This is a genomic window from Pseudomonas veronii, from assembly GCF_001439695.1.
In the GTDB taxonomy this organism is placed as follows: domain Bacteria; phylum Pseudomonadota; class Gammaproteobacteria; order Pseudomonadales; family Pseudomonadaceae; genus Aquipseudomonas; species Aquipseudomonas veronii.
Genome location: NZ_JYLL01000028.1, coordinates 65,675 through 81,607, shown reverse-complemented (window position 1 = coordinate 81,607; position 15,933 = coordinate 65,675). Strand labels below are relative to the sequence as shown.

Genomic DNA, 15,933 nt, shown 5'->3' with positions numbered 1-15,933 from the left:
CCAGCAGGCGCGGGGGCGGGTCGCATTTACAGCGGCAGAGATCGTCCGAGAGCGCCACCCGTCGCCCTCGTGCCCACTGCTCCAGGCGCGGGCCAACACAGACTATGACTCCGGTGGTTTTGCACATCGGGCAACGCACCTCATGACCTTCAAGGGCGATGTCCACTTGGGTGATGCGAAAGCCCGTCAAACCGCCGACGACGGTCCCGCCAGCGGTGGTCTTGGCTCCTCGGGTAATGAAATAGCGCCGCATGCCAGCCGTGTCCTTTTGTTAGCAGGGACCAGCAGGCTAGGCACGGCAGGCGAGGACGAGAAGTCAGATGCTTCCGAGCCGGATGTAGGTTGCTTCGGTTATCGGGTTGGTGAGGCCGAAAGTCGGGGGTGTCAGCAACCGCTCGTGTTACCACCATTTCCAGCGGCCTTGTTTTTTCAGGGTGGCGATGATGGCTTCGCGCTTGTGGCGGATTTCTAGCATCGTGTGGCGCAGTTCGCGGCAGCGCTTGCTGTTGAGGATCAGTAGGCCGATCAGGGGGCTGAGGAGGGCCATGGAGTAGAGATAAGCGTTGGGGCGGTAGGCGATTGCGGGAAGTGATACCAGCAGGCAGATGAGGTATATCGCCATGTTCAGCCAGACCCAGTGGATGCGTCCGTATAACACTTCGTATTTGGCAAGGGCAAATACTGCACCAAGCCCCGTAGCGCCGAAAAATGATGTCTTGGTAGCAAAACCAATGGGGGACGTCGAGAGATAGGTGAGCATTGTCAGGATCGCCGTCAATCCTATTGAGGTGCATGCGACAAGAATGTCTGCTCCGATTACTGGCATGTACCGCTTGATGAATTCCCAATGGTTTTCAATAAAGATGCCTGCTGATGATGGCCTGCGCGACCGGCAAGCATTATCCCGAAGCAAGACTGGTAGTGCGCAAGGCGGGCGGTTCCAGCCCAGTGGAGTATCTGGTGATCACCCTCAAGGAAGTCATGGTGGTGTCCTACGGCACCGCTGCTGAAAGTAAGGATGAGGTGCTCTACGACAGCATCGCCTTGAACTTCGCCAGCGTCGACGTCAGCTACCAGCCGCAGAAGGCCGACGGCGCCAAGGACGGTGGGCCAGTGAAGTTCGGCTGGAATATCCGGCAGAACGTTAAAGCCTGAAGCCGCACCTTGTGCCCGGATAGCGGGTCTTTGCGCATCCGGGCGCCAGCACCCGCCGAGGCCATTCAAGATGAGCCTCGGTTTTCGTCAACAAAGGATGCTCGTCGTCTATCAACGGCCGCAGCAGTGCATGGAACATCATGTCCCCGAGGAACGGCAGTGGTTCGCGCTTGCCCATGAACTCGGCATACATGCGCCCGAACGCTACCGGCCCGGCTTTGGCGATGTAGGCCAGGGACAGGCGTTCGGTCAGTGACAAACCATCCTGCAGATCACCCTAAATACCGGCAGCGCAACGTCTTTTTACGCGCTTTCAGAAGCTCGCGAAAAATTTTGCGGCGATGGTCTCGTTGGCCTGTGCCATGCGGTGTCTGCGGCAATACTTTTCGTACAGTGCCTAGGAAACAGGGGACTCTTAGATTAGAGTCGATGGCGTGATTGTTCGATGGATACGAGACATTCTTAAGGATTGAGCCATGAAAACCCCGCCACTCAATGCTGTGAAAGCGTTTGAGGCCGTGTCCAGGCATCTCAGTGTAACCAGGGCTGCATCTGAGCTATGCGTGACTCAGGGAGCCACCAGCCAGCAGATCAAGATTCTTGAAAACTACATGAACTGCTCGCTTTTCATAAGGGATGCCAAAGGGCTAACGCTAACCGAGGCTGGCCAGCGGCTCGCCAGCGTAGCTCAGAAAGCACTAGGGGAACTGGCCGCTGTCGCGGAAGAGATCATCGGGACGCAAAGAACAACACTTTCTATTTCTGCCCCACCTTCATTTGCCGTAAAGTGGCTTATTCCAAATCTGGATAAATTTTACGAAAAACACTTGGATCTTAATGTTGTTATTGATGCGTCTTGTGACGTTAGAAGCTTTCGCAGTCATGGTATTGACGCGTCAATAAGATTTGGCAAGGGAGAAAATCTTCCATCAAATAGCAAAGTACTTGGCTGCTCAGAAGTTATCATAGTCGCAAGTCCCGCATATATTAAAAAAACACCTAAAATTGAAACGTATGCCGACCTTTGCGAACATAAATTGATCAGTTATGAAACGAAAATTGAAAGTCATAGAAAACTTCATAAAAGCTGGAAAAATGTCTTTGCTGATTTAGGCTTGTCCCTGGACCTTGGTAAGGCGAGTATCGTTTTTACAGAAGGGCACCTGGCTTTGACCGCAGCCATTCATGGTCATGGGCTGGCTCTAACAGAGTCAATTCTAGTCGATCACGAATTACAAAGTGGTCAACTGGTAAGGGTGCTGGATACTAGTTTTCCGGAGGATAACTGTTACACTTTTTTTAAGCCTGAGTACACGCAGAAAATGGTGGCTTTGGAAAAATTCGAAGATTGGCTAATGAGTTCCTTGGCCTGTTCGCTAAGGAAGGTCTGAAGTACCCACCGATTTTTGATGCCCTCACTGCCTGAGGTTCAAAAAATGCTAAGTCGATCGAAAACAGACCTTTCCTGTCTTTAATTCATGGTTTTTTCCTCTGATCGCTATATTTCAGGGCGATCAGTCCGCATTAGAGACGCACTTCTCCCGCATTCAACAACCATTTTTGCACCGTCCACAGGTACGACAAGGCGAATAAAGTCTTCTGCTGTGCGACGTTGCTGTATAGGTTGGCGATGTCATCTCTTTAGAAAAACTAATGCCTATCGAAGAATTACTCCATCGACTCTAACCTGAGAGTCTCGTATTTTCTAAGCCGCAATGTGAGCGTAATACTCGTCAATCGAAGCCACCTGGCTCGCGGGCAGCATGGTTCATAAGCTGCAACAATCTCCATACCTCCGCGCGATGGTCGGCACCCCATGAGTGGTCATCGTGCCTGAAGACATCAGATGTAAGTAATAGAGTCATCCTATTGATCTTTCTATTCCAAGATAATTTCCGGTGAGGTTCGATCGTTCAACGCAGCATACCGCCGAATCGAAGTACGCAGCACCAAGCATCAGAATAAGACTGAAACCAATTATCATGTGAACATATAGGAGCGACAAAGTGGCACAGCGAGCAACTATTATCCTCTCTGAGGAAAACATTGGTGAAATTGTCGCAGCCGTCGGGCTCGACACTTTAATGGATGAAACGATTGCAAAACTACGTGATGCCCTCAACGTGTTTGGTGATGGCCAGGTTGAAATACAACCGCGCACCGGTTTTGTCTATGAAACTCCGGAAATGGGGCTGATAGAGTTTATGCCGGCTTACCGCCGGGATAAAAATGTCGCGTTAAAAGTTGTTGGCTACCATCCGGGAAATCCGTTTAACCGGGGCATGCCGACGGTCATGGCCACTAACTCCCTATATGACGTAAGGGACGGCCACCTTATTGCGGTGATCGATGGAGTATTTGCAACAGCAGTACGAACGGGCGCAGCATCCGCTGTGGCTTCGAAGTTGCTGGCTCATCCTGAAAGCAAAACCCTTGGGCTGATCGGAGCTGGCGCCATGGCAGTGACCCAGGCCCATGCCCTCAGTCGAATTTATGACTTTGACGCAGTCTTGATCCACGATATTGACCCCGCAGTGGAAAAAACTTTCGCCAAGCGGGTATCCGCCCTGGGAATTACACCGATCATCGCTTCCAAAGAAAGGGTACTGGCAGAGTCCGACATCATCTGTGTTGCCACCTCCATTGGCCTTGATGCAGGCCCGGTTCTCCACGCTGGCGGGATGAAACCACATGTACACATCAATGCTATTGGTGCCGACACGCCGCGCAAATATGAATTATCAACAGAGCTGCTCAAAAGCTCGTTCCTTGTCACGGATTATCTGGAACAGGCCATTAACGAAGGTGAATGCCAGCAATTGAGTAAAGACGAATACGGCTATATCGGCCCTGAGCTGCACAAAATAGTGAAAGAGCCGCAAGCCTATATCCAATATCAGATGAAACAGACCATCTTTGATAGCACCGGTATTTCATTGGAAGATCAGATAATGACCGAGGTCTTGATCGATCAGGCGGAGAGACTAGGGCTTGGTCAGCGGATCCTGATTGAAGCGGGATGTGATGACCCCATGAACCCATATCTTTTCTCAAATTCCGCGAACGCTCTTGATACCGTCAAGAATACAGTGCACGACCGTACCTTAAAATTAGCATGAGTAGAGAAAGACAGGCCATGACAAGCGCAACTCTGATAGACAGAAAAGCACTATCTGTAGCAGTGTTCTTTGGGTTTTTATCTGCTCTTATCTGGGGAGCCTGGCCTGTTCTTTCCCGTTTTGGGGTTCAAAAAACGCTGTCTCCCTATGACATCGCGGCCTTACGCTTTATGGTGGCCGGATTGATTTTGCTGCCTTTTGTTCTAAAGAAAGGGACAGGCATGCTTGGTCTGCCGAAAACCCTGCTCCTTACAGTGGGGCAGGGTATTCCGCACGTACTTCTGGGAATCCTCGGATTGGCATATGCCCCCGCCGGACATGCTGGCGTTCTCATCCCCAGTGCGATGATTGCGGTTTCCACAATTGGGGGCTGGTTCTTCCTTCGTGACAGGCCGGAAAAAGCGGTACTGATCGGGATTTTTATCATCATGGTAGGGGCGACTCTTTCGGGGTGGCAAAGCATGTCGGAAAGCGGTGGACAGGCCTGGCTGGGAGACCTGCTATTCATTGCTGCCGGAGCATTATGGGGGATCTATACCATTGCCTCGCGTGCATGGGACGTGGATGCGTTCCAGGCCACAGCTTTGGTATCCGTCATTTCCATGTTGCTCTACCTACCTCTATATTTCATTTGGGGAACCCCAGGTATCCTCTCCGCACCCGTTTCTGAAATAGTTTTCCAATCCCTATTCCAGGGCGTATTTGCGGCGATTCTGGCCCTGCTGTTCTATACGAAGGCTGTGACAGTGCTTGGTGCAACCCGTGGCTCCATCTTTGGCGGTCTGGTCCCTTGCATAGCGTCCGTGCTGGCTATCTTCGTCCTATCGGAAGTACCCAGTCTGATCGAAGTCGCCGGGATGGTGCTGGCCAGCGGCGGTATGATCTATATCTTCGGGTTTCGAAAATAGAGTTTGGGTTTGAATCTTTGGACAGGTCCCTGTACGGATGGCAGTTACTTGCCCCCCCGCCAGATCCCTTCGTGCGTAACCCTAAGCCTTGGGGTGTGGGCGGACGGTTACTTTGGCCACAACGCCAAGATCAGAAAGTCGAAATCACCCAAACCGCATAGAGCCACGGGCCATCAAGCTACGACCCAAACTCTACCCTCTACTGGCTAAATCGCGGCAGTCTGCTCACGATGACATCAAGAAAACGCGCACCCCACAGTCTCCGTGCGGGTTTGCATAGAATGCACAGGTCGCTTCTGGAGGTTATCGTGCAACATCTGCGCCAAAATGCTTGCATATTCTGCCTCAACAGTAACAGACACGCCGCTTCTGCGGATCTCGCTGTGGGATACTTTGGATTTGTGCAGCTCGCTATGACACATAATCATCTCTACAATCGAGTCGAGGTGGGCAGGAGCTGGGTTTCCTATAGTGCTTACCCTCATGAGGTCGTTGTCTGATAGTGCGGATCTTTCGCGCCTAAGTAGCTGCGATCTTTCTAAGATATTTTCTGCTAGAGATTTATCGCATTGATCAATGCAGTAAATGGAATGACTTTCTGAGTCGCTGTGTAACATATCAAAAGCTATGCCATGATCAGAGAGCTCCTGTAAAGCATCGTGAGTTTTATAAGATTGATTTATACTTAGGGTCGACTTTCGCGAGCTGGTTATAATGGCTTCTATAGGATTTTCAAATGTTTGTTCGCCAGCAATCACTGTTCCGTTTTGTGAACTGCCGGTCTGTTTGATAAAAAGTTTCACCCCCGAAACCATCCCAGCATAAGCCGCACGCTTGTGTAATACCTTTGCGCCTAGCGTGGACATTTCAAACATTTCCAAGTGCGATATTCTTGTAAATATTCTTGCGTTTTTGCTAAGGCGGGGGTCCAAAGAGAAGACTCCTTGCACGTCGGTATATATCTCGCATGCTTCGGCCCCCAAGGCTTTAGCTAACTCAACCGCTGATGTGTCAGAGCCTCCTCTGCCTAGCGTCGATATTAGGCCTTCACTTGTTATTCCTTGAAATCCCGTAATTATCGGGATCACACCGCTTGCACTGACTCGAAGTATATTTTCAGTCTTGATCTTCGAGATAGTCGCATTGGCATGGATGTTGTTCGTCACGATGCCCGCCTGACACCCAGTCAACGGGACCGCCTTGAGCCCTATGTCATGCAGCACTTGTACCATGAGCCCGGCAGCTATTTGCTCGCCGGCACTTACAACCATATCCATCGCAATATGGCTTATGTGTTGTGAGTAATTATTCATCAGCCCCATCAAACGGTCCGTCTCACCGGCTTGCGCAGATACCACCACTACAACTTTTTTCCGAGTTTTACAGCTTCATGGACATGAGAGGCTGCGCTGCGTATCGCCTTCAGATCCTTCATAGATGTACCGCCAAATTTCATTACTGTTGTTCTCATCATTCACTTCCCTATTTGAATGGCTTGATTTCGCCGGATATAACCTTTCGATAGAAGGTCAAGTAATTCGGCTCGATGACTTCCATGCTTGAGCGAGCGAGATTATGTAAGGTTTGGCAATTACCCATAGGGACGCTGGCCAAGCTATGGTGCGCGGTGTGCAAATTGTTTCCGTTCGTATACCAACGTGCAATCCATGATGCTTCGATGCTTCTTGTATTTCTGTTGAAGTTTGGTTCGTTATAAGCATCTAGACCGAAGTGTTCAGGAAGTTCAATTAAATAGTGGGCAGGCTCCGCAATCAAAATCATTGGGATGAGCCAGGCGAAAACAAAAAACGTTGAGCCGGAAAGTAAAGTAAAAACTATGGTGGTTAATACGATTATGAGGTAGAGACGATATTCCTGTCTGGCGTTGTTTTCCGCTTTGCTATCTTCTATGTCTTGTAGTTTTATCCCAATCAGGCTTTTGAACATAAGTTTGATCACGCGACCAAACCTGCTGGGGTTCATTGCAGCGCTAAATAGCTTTAGAGGGCTGTCCATTCCTTTTTTGGGGTAGTTGAAAAACTCACTATTCAGCTCAGTGCCAAGATGCCTGTGATGGCGAAGATGGTGGTATTTGTAGTGGGAAAATGAATTGAGCATAAACAAACCACAGAAGAACCCTAATAGTCTGTTCAGTTTCTGTGATTTAAACGCATGCCCATGTAGTAGTTCATGTTGGAGTTCTGTGAAATGAGCGTAAATTAATCCAAGAAAAATCACATCCAGGACTTTTCCATACCAGGGGAGGTTGATAGTTCCGTTTTCGTCAAGGAGCAGCGCTGCGATTCCTAACGAAATGAAAAGTACCGCGTTAGAGTATATGAGTGCTGTGCGGATAGGCGTTTTCTTCATAAGATGCTTTTTGAGGGTCGCCTCTAGTTTTGGTGTTCCCCTGTAATTTTCAGAGTGGTTTTGTTCAATAAGCAGCGGGTAAATGGGTGTGTCTGTCATATGCGCTCAGTACTAACAAGAGACTTGTTTTCCTGCTCCTTAGGATGATTTAACAAGCGCAAATTTTTATTGGAAGACAGCATCGGCTGCAATGGAGTAATGCTATCTTCGGTATTAGTTTCTCTATTGGTCGATGCTCTGGCATTTTACGAATGCAGGGCCATGATCAGGCGCAATGTCATCAACGTAAGCCCTGCAGCCTTTAGGGAAGGTCTGAAGTACTCATCGATTTTTGATGCCCTCGCTGCTTGAGGTTCAAAAAATGCTGAGTCGGTCGAAAACAGACCTTTCCTGTCTTTAATTCATGGTTTTTTCCTCTGATCGCTGTATTTCAGGGCGATCAGTCCGCATTAGTTCTGCATCAAGCGAACCCGTAACATGGCCAGCAACGGATACGCCGGACGACCGCCTTCGCCTTTCGGATAATGCGGCTCGATCAGGGCAATCAAGCCCTTCCAGGGCACGACCTGATCCATCTCGATCAGGAAGCGCTCATGGCGGGTCTGCCTACGTTTGTCGGCATACCCGGCATCGGCGAAGGACATCTGTTTCATCGGGGCTCAACCGTTCGATTTGTGCGAGGCGGGTATTTCACCAAATCTGGGAGTTTTTTAGAGTTTCCTTAACGCTTTTTGACGCCAGTCTTCGTCGTCATCGACGGTGGTGATTACCTTGAAAGCACCTTGCACTGGGCCTCACAGATATTATGTCCGGCCCGGACGAAATCCCCTCCGCGAATCAAGGCCGCCATACCGGCGACAGCTGTTCATCAAGGGCCCAATGCGATTGGCCGGGCCTCAGGCAAACACCGCCGACCCAGCGTTCATGGCTGGCGTGGTCCAGCCAATAAGCATCGCCGCCCAGCACGGTGTGCCCCAGCGCTGTCAGCGCCAGCACCCGCCGAGGCCATTCAAGATGGGCCTCGGTTTCCGTCAACAAAGGATGCTCGCCGTCGATCAACGGCCGCAGCAGTGCATGGAACATCATGTCGCCGAGGAACGGCAGCGGTTCGCGCTTGGCCATCAACTCGGCATACACGCGCCCGAACGCTACCGGCCCCGCTTCGGCGATGTAGGCCAGGGACAGGCGCTCGGTCAGTGACAAACCATCCTGACTGCCGGGCAACTCCTGCAACTGGCGCAGTAAGGCGTGTGCAAGAAAGGGCAGCGCCGTGTGCGTCCCGTGGGCCAGTTCCGCCCACTGCACGGGGGAACTGGCGCAATACGCCGCCCACGCCTGTTTGGCCAACTGCACCGCCTCGTCATCGATCAAGCGCCGCTGCGGCCATAACCACGCCAGTACATCGGGGGCCAGTTGGCCAATGCCGATAAACCGTTCTACCCCCGGGATGCGGTCCACCTCGATCAGCTCCAGCTTGCGCGGTGCCTGGTCAAGAGCGGCCAGGGCGCGGATCAGGAACAGTTGGTCATACGCATCCGCCTCGCACCACAGCACGCTGTGTTCGGCGCTGGCCAAGGTTTCCAGTTGGTTGTATTCGTCGGCGACACGGCGCGCCACATCCGCTTCGCCCAGGGCAAAGGCGTGACTGATGAACGCGCTGCGCATGGCGCGGAATGCCTCGCGGGGCAGGTCGCGAACCGGGCCCATGCACAGCGGGTCGGTGAGCATCTGGAAGTGCCCCTTGAACCCCGCCAGTTGCAGGCTGTGGGCAATGTCGTTGCCACAGCGCCAATGGCTGGTGCGGGCTTCATCGCTGGCGGCGAAATCGGGATGGCGGGCGGCGAAGTCGATGGCGTCGACATGGGCCTTGAGCTGCGGCCAACTGCTGAAACCCAGCTGCTTGGCGATCTGCCATTGCGCCTGGGACAAGGTGGCGTCGGGGTTTTCGCTTTTCAGGCGCGGCAACAGTTCCTTGGCGCGCTTGCGCTGCTGCTCAAGGTTGAGACGGCCATCAGTGGTCGAGGATACGCGGCGTTGCGACATACGAGCTCCTTGCACACACCTTTTCCGCTTTAAGGTTGGGAGTCGTAGAAATGATTGAGTGCTTCACTGTCTTGGGCGCAGCCCTTTCCGCGGAAGGTGGCGTAGAGAGCGCCAGGCGGCAAATATAGGCAGGGCAGGGGGTGATTGCAAGGCGCCCGCCACGGGACCGGTCGCCATCGCTTGAACTTTTGCTATGAAAAGCCTGCCCGCCTGCTTCACCATTGCGCCTGACCGAAACATGAGGAGCCTCGCGTCCATGAGCGCACTGATCGAAACCCGCGCCCTGGCGCGCCGGGATGAGCGTCGCCAGGCGGTCTTGCTCCAGCCCACTGACTTCGCCCTGCACCGCGCCGACCGCGTGTCGATCACCGGCGCGTCCGGTTCCGGCAAGAGTGTGTTCCTGCGCGCACTGGCGTTGCTGGACGCGCCCGCATCGGGGCAGGTCCTGTGGAATCATCGGCCGATCGCTAACGCAGACATTCCCGAGTACCGCAGCCGCATCTGCTACCTGTCCCAACGCCCGGCGCTGATCGACGGCACCGTGCTGGACAACCTGCGTTTCCCGTTCAGCCTCAAGAGCCTGCGTAAACGTCATTTCGAGCTGGCGACCGTCACCGCGCTGCTGCAGCATGCCGGCAAGTCGCCGGACTTCCTGGCAAAAAATGCCAGTGACCTGTCGGGCGGCGAGTCCCAGGTGGTGGCGTTGATCCGCACCCTGCAGCTCAACCCCGAGGTGCTGTTGCTGGATGAACCCACCGCCGCCCTCGACCCCGCGTCCTCGCGTGATGTCGAAGCGCTGATCGATGCCTGGTTCGCCGATGACCCGACCCGCGCGTATGTCTGGGTGTCCCACGACTTGGAACAGGCCCAACGCATGAGTGACATCCACCTGCACATGAGCGCCGGTGTGCTGAGCGGAGCCACCCAAGCATGAACTACCAGAACCTGACCGCGCTGGACATGGCCATCGCCGCCGCGCTGATCCTGATCAACGGCGCACTGTCGCTGGCGTTGCGCCTGGGCCTGGAGCGCCAGTTGCTGTGGGCCGCCGTGCGTACCGTGGTGCAACTGCTGGCGATCGGTTACCTGCTGGGCTGGGTGTTCGCGTTCGCCTATTGGTACGTGGTGCTGCCGCTGATGTGCGCGATGACCCTGATTGCCGGCCTGTCGGCGGCGGGGCGCGGGCGGCGCACTTACCGTGGGCAACGGATCGACAGCATCGTCTCGGTGTGGGGTAGTTCGTGGCTGGTCACGGCGGTGGGCTTGTTTGCGGTGATTCGCATCCACCCATGGTACGAGCCGCAGTACGCGATCCCGATCCTCGGCATGATCCTCGGCAATACCCTGACCGGCGTGTCCCTGGGCATCGAGCGCATGACCCAGGAACTGACCTCGGGCCGCAACACCATCGAGATGATCCTCGCCCTCGGCGGCTCACGCTGGGAAGCGGCGCAGGAAGCGATCCGCCAGGCGGTGCGCGCCGGGATGATCCCGACGCTGAACCAGATGGCCGTGGTCGGCATCGTCAGCCTGCCGGGCATGATGACCGGCCAGGTGCTGGCGGGCGAGAGCCCGGTGGATGCGGTGCGCTACCAGATCGTGATCATGTTTCTGATCGCCGCTTCGTCGGCGTTGGGCACGGTCGGCGCGGTGCTGCTCACCTACCGGCGCCTGTTTTCCAGGAGCCATCGGTTTTTGCGCGATCGGCTGCAAGAGCGCTGACGGCCAGGCGATGGACTGTCGGTGATTGTTTCACCGCGTGAAATGCTCGATTGTAAATCCTGGTGATTCCATCGATAGGCGCCACGGCGGAACATGCCTGGCGTCAAGACCCCCACTTCTTTGGAGCCTTTCATGTCCCAGCCTGCGATCAAACTCTATGGTTTCCCCCTGTCCGGCCATTCCCACCGGGTCGAGCTGATGCTGTCGCTGTTGAGCCTGCCCAGCGAATTCATCCTGGTCGACCTCAAGCAAGGCGCGCACAAAACCGCTGAATTCGTCGACACGATCAACCCGTTCGGCCAGGTGCCGGCGATCGATGACAACGGCACCGTACTCGCCGATTCCAACGCGATTCTGCTGTACCTGGCGAGCAAGTACGGCAACGGCCAATGGCTGCCGAGCGACCCGCTGGGGCAGGCGCGTGTGCAGCGCTGGCTGTCGGCCGCCGCCGGTCAGCTCCACGCCGGGCCGGCGACCGCGCGGCTGGCGGTGGTGTTTGGCGCGGATGTCGATACCGTCGCCGCCATCAGCCGCTCCCACGCCTTGTTGCAATTGGTAGAGCAGCAGTTGGGCCAAAGCCGCTTCCTGGTCGGTGAGCAGCCGAGCATTGCCGACATCGCTTTCTACACCTACGTGGCTCACGCGCCGGAAGGCAATGTGTCGCTGGCCGACTACCCTCAAGTACGCGCCTGGCTGGCCAGTATCGAAGCCTTGCCGGGGTTTGTCGGCATGCCACGCACGGCGGTGGGCCTGCAATCACAGTAACCTTCAAGAGGGACACCGATGGACCGCTTTCATGAAATGCAGGTGTTCCTCGCGGTGGCCGAGGAGGAGAGCTTCGCCGCCGCCGCACGCCGCCTGAAAACCTCGCCGCCCAGCGTGACCCGGGCGATTGCCGCGATGGAACAGCGCATCGGCACCCAACTGCTGGCGCGCACCACTCGCAGCCTGCACCTGACCGAAGCCGGCCAGCGCTACCTGGAAGATTGTCGACGCATCCTCGCCGAGCTGAATGAAGCCGAGGAAGCGGCGGCGGGCAGTTATTCCATCCCCTGCGGCCAACTGACCGTGACCGCCCCGGTGCTGTTTGGCGAGCTGTATGTGGCGCCGTTGCTGGGGGCGTACCTCGATCGTTTTCCTCTGGTGAACATCAACGCTTTGCTGGTCGATCGCGTGGTGAACATGATCGACGAAGGTGTCGACGTGGCCGTGCGTATCGGCCATCTGCAGGAGCCGGGGCAACAGGCGATCCAGGTCGGTGAAGTGCGGCGGGTGGTGTGTGCGTCGCCCGGCTATCTCGACCGGCACGGGCGGCCGCAACATCCCACGCAGTTGCGTGAAGCCAAAATCGCTACGTCGTCGGCCAGCCAATTGATCAGCGCATGGCAATTCGTCGACGGCGAGCAGGAACTGACGGTGCCCATCGAACCGCGCCTGGTGGTCACGGCGAACAACGCCGCGATCAACCTGGCGCGCATCGGCTGGGGCATGACCCGGGTGCTGTCCTATCAAGTGGCGGCGGCGGTGGCGGCCGGTGAACTGGAGATTGTCCTCGACGCGTTCGAGCCCGCGCCGCTGCCGATCCAGGTGGTGTTCCAGAAGGGCGCCCGCGTACCGGCGAAGGTGCAGACCTTCGTCGACTTCCTCACCCAGCATTTCGCGCAGGACCGTGGCCTGAACCCAGCGTCGCGGCGGCCGAACTGATGGAGCGCTATCGCGATATGCAGCTGTTTGCGGCGCTGGCCGGGCAACCGAGCCTGGCGGCGGCGGCGCGCAGCGCCCGGGTGTCCGGCGCGACGCTGGTGCGCGCGTTGGCGCGCTTGGAAGCGCGTCTGCAGGTGGCGTTGCTGCAACGCAGTACGCGGGGTGTCCGCCTCACCGAAGCCGGTCGAGCCTACCTCGCCGACTGTGTCCGCCTGCTGGCGGCCGTGGACGCCGCTGAAGCCTCGGCCAACGGCTCGCATGTGCAGGCCCAGGGCAATCTGCGGGTGTTCCTGCCGTTTCTGTTCAGCCGGTATGTGATGGCGCCGATCCTGGCCGGTTATATGGATCGCCATCCCGATGTTTACCTGACAGCCCGCTACCACGACTATTACCCGAACCTGCACGAAGAGGGGCTGGACGTGGCGATCCTGGTCGGTGCGTTGCCCAACTCGTCGCTGATCGCGCGGCCAGTCGGCCAGGTGCGGCAGGTCCTCTGCGCCAGCCCCGATTACCTTGCGGCCCACGGCGAACCCGCGCACCCGCACGACCTCAAGCAGCATCGCCTGATCGCCAGCGCCGATCAGGTTCACTGGGATTTCCCCCATACCCACCTCAAGGCGCGTACACGCCTGCGCTGCACCACGGTGCAAGGTGCGATCAATGCGGCCGTGCATGGCGCGGGGATCATCCGGTGCCTGAGCTACCCGGTTCACGAGCACCTGGTCAGCGCGCAATTGCGCCGCGTCCTGCCCGCCCACGAGCTGGCGCCGTTGCCGGTCAACGTGGTCTACCGCGAAGGCCGCCAGGCGCCGATGCGCGTGCGCAGTTTTGTCGATCACTGCGTGGCGGCGTTGCGCGAGCATCCGGCATTTCAGTTGGCGTAATGCTCGATTGCCGAACGTGGGTATTCTCTCGCCGCGTGGCGGGGCGCAGCATCTGGCTATCTGACACGAGGTGATCGCCATGAACCTGATCGAACACTCCCCCTGGCACGCCGGCGAACGGCAGATGCAAGCCAGCGCCGGCGCCGCCGAGCGTATGGACATGATTGGCGCCAAGGTGATCCGCGATCATCTGCCCGAGCAACACCGGGGGTTCTATCCGCTGTTGCCGTACCTGATGCTCGGCGTGGTGGACGCGCACGGCATGCCCTGGGCGACGATGATCGAAGGCGCGCCGGGGTTTGCCCATTCACCCGACCCGCACACCTTACAGATCGACAGCCTGCCCGGCAGCGGCGACCCGGCGCGCTCCGCCCTGCAGCCAGGGGCCGCCGTCGGCTTGCTCGGCATCGACCTCGACACGCGCCGCCGCAATCGCCTGAATGGCCGGGTCGGCGCGCTGGATGCCGAGGGGTTTGCGGTCGATGTGGTCCAGACCTTCGGCAATTGCCCCAAATACATCCAACTGCGCCCTGTCGATGGGATCGCCCGCCAACCCGGGGGCGTGGCCGAGCGCAGCAGCCGCCTGGATGACGCCGCGCGCGTAATGATCCGCAACGCCGACACGTTCTTCGTCGCCAGCTATGTGGACATCGACGGCGAACGCTCGGTGGACGTCTCCCATCGCGGCGGCAACCGCGGCTTCGTGCGCGTGGAGGGCGACGTGCTGACCATCCCCGACTTTGCCGGCAACCTGTTCTTCAACACCCTGGGCAACCTGCACGCCAACCCGGTGGCGGGGTTGTTGTTCATCGACTTTGCATCGGGCGACGTGATGCACCTGGCCGGGCACACTTCGTTGATCCTCAACGGCCCCGAGGTGGCGCGGTTCGAGGGCGCGCAGCGGTTGTGGACGGTCACGGTGGAACAGGTGGTCCGCCGCCCGGCGGCGTTGGCGTTGAGGTGGCGGTTTGCGGAGTTTTCGCCGTACAGCCTGGCGACGGGGCGTTGGTAGGGCACTGGCTGTGCGGCCACCAATACCCTGCCCGAGCGGACGTTGCCCGACGGTCAGGACTACCTCAAGCCGATCCATGTCATGGTCGACGACTCGCTGAATGCCGCGCAAATTCGTAACCGGTTACGCGAAACCGGGGTGTTTCACAGTGTCGAAACCGGCCGGGGCAAGGCAGGGGATTATTCGGTGTTGATCCGCTTCAATAGCCAGCGCGATTTGCCATCTTTCCCGGTAATTCTGCTGAGTACGGCGACGCTGTTTTTGCTGCCCTTGTCCCAGAGTATCGACACCACCACCGAGTTTTCCCTGCAACATAATGGAAAGCGCCGATGAGCGTCTCTATTCCGCCGCCCGAATCCCGGCTCGATCAGCAAAAAACGCGCAGACCTTTCCTCTAAGAACATATGGCGAATAGTTGAAGTTAGACCGTATGTCGGATTCTCTTATAAGTTTCTTTGAATGTGTTCTGCGTCCTACACGCTCTTCCTGGATTAAAATAAAAGTTATATGTGCAGGTTGAAGCTTCGTAAGGTATTAATTCTGCGAGGGTTAAGTGTTCCTGTTTAGCGTGGGTGGAGATTTTTTATCTTACATAGAGTTATTTGTTTTCTGATTTTTATGAAGGAACTTTCCTAAAGTCGTTGGTAAATTTTCCTACATTATAAGGTATGCAAAAATTGCATTTTTTTCCAGAAAAGCTAGATTGCTATCGTCACTTGTTTATAAGTGGGCAAAGATAGTGTCTGTGTGGACTCAGGAGAATTGAGATGAAAAGTGAAGAGTTTGGAGAGCTGTTTTTTAGTTTTGATAATGAGTACGGGTTCAATCCGTATGCAGGTAACGCCGGCGCATCAGGAAGCCAAGGTGGGTGCGGCGGAAGCGGTGGATGTGGCGGCGGCGGTGGATGCAACGGCGGTAGTGGTGGGTGTGGTCACAATTCAATAACCGAGCAACAACCAACGAGTGAGTAAATTTAACCATCACCCACTTAACGAGGTTTTCCGGCGGAGGCTAGA

General features: G+C 56.2%; 15 protein-coding genes and 5 pseudogenes. 13 read left to right on the top strand and 7 right to left on the bottom strand.

Translation table 11 applies throughout. From position 1 onward, the window contains the following. Together TU80_RS32030 and TU80_RS24990 are read right to left on the bottom strand one after the other, a co-directional pair. Positions 1-253: PAAR domain-containing protein (locus TU80_RS32030; protein ID WP_082643895.1), on the bottom strand; the 253-nt coding region annotated here is incomplete at its 3' end. Between the two features lie 147 nt (positions 254-400). After that, entirely contained in the window at positions 401-760 is a 360-nt protein-coding gene (locus tag TU80_RS24990) for a hypothetical protein (protein WP_232925635.1), read from the bottom strand. A 110-nt stretch (positions 761-870) separates the two neighbouring features. Between TU80_RS24990 and TU80_RS24985 the strand changes: the two are divergent. Further along, positions 871-1,155 (top strand): annotated as a pseudogene (locus TU80_RS24985) (Hcp family type VI secretion system effector); the annotation flags it as partial. A gap of 43 nt (positions 1,156-1,198) precedes the next feature. Here the strand turns inward: TU80_RS24985 and TU80_RS24980 are convergent. Beyond that, a pseudogene (locus TU80_RS24980) lies at positions 1,199-1,426 on the bottom strand (DUF1835 domain-containing protein); the annotation flags it as partial. A 22-nt stretch (positions 1,427-1,448) separates the two neighbouring features. On the opposite strand from TU80_RS24980, the pseudogene TU80_RS32785 reads away from it, so the two are divergent. The 4 genes and pseudogenes from TU80_RS32785 to TU80_RS24965 form a co-directional block, all read left to right on the top strand. After that, positions 1,449-1,556 (top strand): annotated as a pseudogene (locus TU80_RS32785) (IS5/IS1182 family transposase); the annotation flags it as partial. A 75-nt stretch (positions 1,557-1,631) separates the two neighbouring features. Next, positions 1,632-2,546, top strand: coding sequence for a LysR substrate-binding domain-containing protein (locus TU80_RS24975; protein WP_046490617.1), 915 nt, complete (start codon positions 1,632-1,634; stop codon positions 2,544-2,546). Between the two features lie 615 nt (positions 2,547-3,161). Then, the gene (locus TU80_RS24970) at positions 3,162-4,274 is read left to right on the top strand and encodes an ornithine cyclodeaminase family protein (RefSeq protein WP_057005626.1); all 1,113 of its coding nucleotides are present in this window, start codon (positions 3,162-3,164) and stop codon (positions 4,272-4,274) included. A 17-nt stretch (positions 4,275-4,291) separates the two neighbouring features. Further along, entirely contained in the window at positions 4,292-5,182 is an 891-nt protein-coding gene (locus tag TU80_RS24965) for a DMT family transporter (RefSeq protein WP_227778683.1), read from the top strand. A gap of 236 nt (positions 5,183-5,418) precedes the next feature. On the opposite strand, the pseudogene TU80_RS24960 reads toward TU80_RS24965, so the two are convergent. The 4 genes and pseudogenes from TU80_RS24960 to TU80_RS24945 all read right to left on the bottom strand — a co-directional run. Next, a pseudogene (locus TU80_RS24960) lies at positions 5,419-6,546 on the bottom strand (aspartate kinase); the annotation flags it as partial. A gap of 118 nt (positions 6,547-6,664) precedes the next feature. Next, positions 6,665-7,651 carry a fatty acid desaturase family protein gene (locus TU80_RS24955; RefSeq protein ID WP_057005624.1) on the bottom strand — a complete coding sequence of 329 codons (987 nt, stop codon included), beginning with the start codon at positions 7,649-7,651 and terminating at the stop codon, positions 6,665-6,667. A gap of 353 nt (positions 7,652-8,004) precedes the next feature. Further along, positions 8,005-8,205 (bottom strand): annotated as a pseudogene (locus TU80_RS24950) (IS5/IS1182 family transposase); the annotation flags it as partial. A gap of 184 nt (positions 8,206-8,389) precedes the next feature. Continuing rightward, on the bottom strand, positions 8,390-9,595 hold the full coding sequence (locus tag TU80_RS24945; protein ID WP_057005622.1) for a DUF1835 domain-containing protein: 1,206 nt from the start codon (positions 9,593-9,595) through the stop codon (positions 8,390-8,392). Positions 9,596-9,851: 256 nt separating this feature from the next. Here TU80_RS24945 and TU80_RS24940 point away from each other — a divergent pair, with 256 nt between their 5' ends. The 8 genes from TU80_RS24940 (at position 9,852) to TU80_RS33745 (ending at position 15,862) form a co-directional block, all read left to right on the top strand. Continuing rightward, on the top strand, positions 9,852-10,529 hold the full coding sequence (locus tag TU80_RS24940) for an ABC transporter ATP-binding protein (protein WP_057005621.1): 678 nt from the start codon (positions 9,852-9,854) through the stop codon (positions 10,527-10,529). Continuing rightward, a complete protein-coding gene (locus TU80_RS24935; RefSeq protein ID WP_017847549.1) occupies positions 10,526-11,317 on the top strand; it encodes an ABC transporter permease in 792 nt (263 codons plus the stop codon). Before TU80_RS24940 ends, TU80_RS24935 begins: the two co-directional genes overlap by 4 nt. A 132-nt stretch (positions 11,318-11,449) precedes the next feature. Continuing rightward, complete coding sequence (locus TU80_RS24930) at positions 11,450-12,082, top strand: glutathione S-transferase family protein (protein WP_046490607.1); 633 nt, start codon at positions 11,450-11,452, stop codon at positions 12,080-12,082. Positions 12,083-12,100: 18 nt separating this feature from the next. Continuing rightward, the gene (locus TU80_RS24925; protein ID WP_057005620.1) at positions 12,101-13,021 is read left to right on the top strand and encodes a LysR family transcriptional regulator; all 921 of its coding nucleotides are present in this window, start codon (positions 12,101-12,103) and stop codon (positions 13,019-13,021) included. After that, positions 13,021-13,905, top strand: a complete 885-nt coding sequence (locus TU80_RS24920; protein ID WP_017847546.1) for a LysR substrate-binding domain-containing protein — start codon at positions 13,021-13,023, stop codon at positions 13,903-13,905. Before TU80_RS24925 ends, TU80_RS24920 begins: the two co-directional genes overlap by 1 nt. Positions 13,906-13,984: 79 nt before the next feature. After that, positions 13,985-14,917, top strand: a complete 933-nt coding sequence (locus TU80_RS24915; RefSeq protein ID WP_057005619.1) for a pyridoxamine 5'-phosphate oxidase family protein — start codon at positions 13,985-13,987, stop codon at positions 14,915-14,917. A gap of 42 nt (positions 14,918-14,959) precedes the next feature. Next, positions 14,960-15,250, top strand: a complete 291-nt coding sequence (locus tag TU80_RS24910; RefSeq protein ID WP_017847544.1) for a hypothetical protein — start codon at positions 14,960-14,962, stop codon at positions 15,248-15,250. 477 nt (positions 15,251-15,727) lie between these two features. After that, complete coding sequence (locus TU80_RS33745) at positions 15,728-15,862, top strand: hypothetical protein (protein WP_256351058.1); 135 nt, start codon at positions 15,728-15,730, stop codon at positions 15,860-15,862. Positions 15,863-15,933 lie beyond the last annotated feature (71 nt).